Genomic DNA, 3,449 nt, shown 5'->3' on the forward strand with positions numbered 1-3,449 from the left:
AACCAGCTCGATGATGCCCCTTTCCGCTGGCTGATTCCGGGTCAGCGTGTGGAACTGGTGGCCGCCCTGATCAAGTCGCTGCCGAAGCAGATCCGCAAGAATTTTGTTCCCGCCCCGGACGTCGCCCGCCAGGCTGTGGCTGCCCTGGAGGCGGACTTCGATCCTGCCATCGATGACCTGGAAGCCTCATTGGAGCTCGCCCTCCGCCGGATCCGCGGTCAGGTCATCCCGCCCGGATCCTGGAACTGGGATGCCGTCCCTTCCCATCTGCGGGTGAGCTTCAGGGTGGTGGACAGCAAGGGGAAAGTACTGGATGAGGGCAAGGACCTCGCCGCCCTTCAGGAGCGCCTCGCCCCGGCCACGCGCCGTGCCATTGCGGAGTCCCTGGGCGCGACTCCCGGAACCACCGGGCCGAAGTCACGGGGGAAGTCCGGCGGCGCTGAGCCCGCGGGAACCGACGCAGGAAACGGGTCCGGAAACGGGATGGCACCCGGCTCGGCCCCCGGCTTCCGCGAGCAGAGCGGCCTGACCGAGTGGACCTTTGGCGCCGTACAGCGGCAGGTCAGCAACACCATCAAGGGTCACACGGTGACGGGATACCCTGCACTGGTGGATGAAGGAACGTCCGTTGCGCTGCGCGTCTTCCAGACACCCTCCGAACAGCGGGAATCCATGCGCGGCGGCGTGATCAGGCTGCTGGCGCTCAGGGTCCCCGCCCCGGACCGGTACGTCCTGGAACACCTGAACAACACCGAGAAGCTCACGTTCAGCCAGAACCCGCACGGTTCTGTTTCCGCCCTGATCGCGGATTGCGCTTTGGCCGCTATCGACAAGCTGACCCCGGCTGAAGTCCCATGGGACCGGCCGTCCTTTGATGCCCTCTATGAGCGGGTGCGCGCTGAGCTGATCGACACAGTCTTCAGCGTCACTGCCGTGGTGGAGCGCATCCTTGCCAGCACGCGGCGCATTGAGAAACTGCTGAAGGCGACCACGAGCCTGGCCCTGATCAGCGCCCTGAATGATGTGAAGAGCCAGCTGGAACAGCTGGTGTATCCGGGCTTCGTCGCGAAAACCGGCTATGCGCAGCTGAGTCAGCTCCCCCGCTACCTTGCTGCGATTGAGAAACGCCTGGAAAAGCTTCCCGGCAACGTCCAGCGGGATGCCCTGAGCATGGCTGCCGTACAACGTCTGGAGGACGACTACGACGACGCCGTCTCAGCACTGCTCCCGGGCCGGCGGGTCGGTGCCGAGCTGACCCAGGTCCGCTGGATGATCGAGGAGCTCCGGGTGAGCCTCTTCGCCGTCGAGCTTGGAACCGCCTACTCGGTGTCAGAAAAGCGGATCCGCGCGGTGCTCAACAAAGCGCTCGCGCCGGCTTAGGCGGGTGCCAGGCGTACGTGCAGGTGCAAGGTTCAGCTTTCGGGCACAAACTCCCCGTAGCCGGCGGCCCGGAGCCCCTCGCGGAGTTTCTCTGCGTTGGCATCCAGCACGGCGGGGTCGGGGTTCTGGTCCGCTGAGGCGAAGTTGAAGTCCGCCATGCTCCTGGACGGCCACACGTGGACATGCATGTGGTTGATTTCGTAGCCGGCCACAATCAGTCCTGCCCGCTCGGCAGGGAAGATGTCCAGCTGGACGGCACCGATCCGGCGGGCCACCTCCATGACCTTCGCCAACGTTTCCGGAGAAGCATCGGTCCAGCGGTCAACCTCCTCGGTGGGCACCACCAAGGTGTGTCCATGTGCCAGCGGGCCGGTTGTCAGGAAGGCCGCAACGTCAGGCTCACGCCAGACGAACCGCCCGGGAATCTCGCCGTTGATGATCTTGGTGAACAGGGTGCTCATGCGTTTGCCTCCTTGGCCGGGGCCTGCAGCGTGCCGGTGTCCAGCACGAAGCGGTATTTGACGTCGCCGGCCACCATCCGGTCGTAGGCGTCGTTCACCTGGTCTGCCCGCACCAGTTCGATGTCGGCAACCACGTCATGTTCGGCGCAGAAGTCGAGCATTTCCTGCGTCTCGGCGATTCCGCCGATCAGGGAACCGGCGTAGGCGATCCGCCGGCGGATCAGGGCCCTGGGGTCCACCGGCGGCATGGCCTCCGACGGGAGTCCCAGCTGGAACAGTGCACCGTCCACGCGGAGGGTCCGGAAGAATGGGTTGAGATCGTGCGGGGCGGCCACGGTATCGATGATGAGGTCAATGCTGCGGTTGGCGGCGGCCATTGCGGACTCGTCACGGGACAGGATCACTTCGTCGGCGCCAAGTTCCAGCGCGGCCGGCATCTTGGCCTCGGATGTGGTGAACACCAGCACGCGCGCGCCCATGGCCTTGGCGAGCTTGACGGCCATGTGGCCGAGGCCGCCAAGCCCCACAACACCCACCACGTCGCCTTCCTCCACATCGAAATGCCGGAGCGGGGAGAACGTGGTGATGCCGGCGCAGAGCAAGGGGGCGACGGCGGCCGGATCAAGATTTGCGGGCACGCGGAGCACATAGCGGCGATCGACCACCACGGAGGATGAATACCCTCCCTGCGTGATGGCATCGCCGTTGCGGGGATCCTTGGCCCCGTATGTCCCCGTAATGCCGATTTCGCAGTACTGTTCCAGACCGTCCAGGCAGCTCTCACATTCCCGGCAGGAATCCACCATGCAGCCCACGCCCACGCGGTCGCCCGGGGAGAAGTCGTCCACAGCCGAGCCAACACGGCTGACGGTTCCTACAATTTCGTGGCCTGGCACCAGCGGATAGTTCTGGGTGCCCCATTCGCCACGGGTTGCGTGTACGTCCGAGTGGCACAGGCCGCAGAATTCGATGGCGATCTCGACGTCGTCCTCTTTGGGGGTCCGCCGTGCCAGTGTCAGCGGCACGAGCCCGCTCGTACCGGAGGTGGCTCCAAGGGCAGCGGCGAGAACGCCCGTGCCGCCGTCAGCAGTTGGAACACCGGCGGGGACTACGGGTCGGGCAAGGGGCGGCGGTACCGGACGTCCTGGAGTCATAAAGCGACGCTACCCCCGGTGGCCGCGGCTTCGCCAATCGGCCCGCCGCCCGTGGCCACGGGCCGTTCGGGATTGTTCGACCATTCCGAGAAGGATCCCGGATACAGGGCCGCCCGGAAACCTGCGATTTCAAGGGCGGCGACCTCGTGTGCGGCTGTGACGCCCGAGCCGCAGTACACGGCAACCGGAACGTCCGCGGTGATTCCCACACCCTCGAACCTGCGCCGCAGCGCTTCTGCCGGCAGAAAGCGTCCGGTCCCGTCCACATTCCCGGTTGTCGGCGCGCTCACGGCACCTGGAATGTGGCCGGCCCTCGGATCAACCGGTTCGAATTCGCCACGGTACCTCTCGCCGGCCCGGGCATCCAGGAGGATGCCGGTTGCCGCCCAGCCCGCTGCTCCGTCCGCGTCGATGCTGGGCATCAACCCACCCCCAGCGGAAGCATCAAAAGTAA

4 protein-coding genes are annotated in these 3,449 nt (G+C 65.8%); 1 reads left to right on the top strand and 3 read right to left on the bottom strand.

Translation table 11 applies throughout. The features are described 5' to 3' along the window. A partial coding sequence (locus DBR22_RS17845; protein ID WP_146187558.1) for a DUF3418 domain-containing protein occupies positions 1-1,380 on the top strand: 1,380 nt, incomplete at its 5' end. 32 nt (positions 1,381-1,412) lie between these two features. On the opposite strand, the gene DBR22_RS17850 is transcribed toward DBR22_RS17845, so the two are convergent. The 3 genes from DBR22_RS17850 to DBR22_RS17860 form a co-directional block, all read right to left on the bottom strand. Then, a complete protein-coding gene (locus tag DBR22_RS17850) occupies positions 1,413-1,841 on the bottom strand; it encodes an HIT family protein (RefSeq protein WP_108600121.1) in 429 nt (142 codons plus the stop codon). Continuing rightward, complete coding sequence (locus DBR22_RS17855) at positions 1,838-2,995, bottom strand: NAD(P)-dependent alcohol dehydrogenase (RefSeq protein WP_108600122.1); 1,158 nt, start codon at positions 2,993-2,995, stop codon at positions 1,838-1,840. Before DBR22_RS17855 ends, DBR22_RS17850 begins: the two co-directional genes overlap by 4 nt. Next, a partial coding sequence (locus tag DBR22_RS17860; protein WP_258229276.1) for a sulfurtransferase occupies positions 2,992-3,449 on the bottom strand: 458 nt, incomplete at its 5' end. The genes DBR22_RS17860 and DBR22_RS17855, both read right to left, overlap by 4 nt.

Source organism: Arthrobacter sp. HMWF013 (assembly GCF_003061105.1).
In the GTDB taxonomy this organism is placed as follows: domain Bacteria; phylum Actinomycetota; class Actinomycetes; order Actinomycetales; family Micrococcaceae; genus Arthrobacter.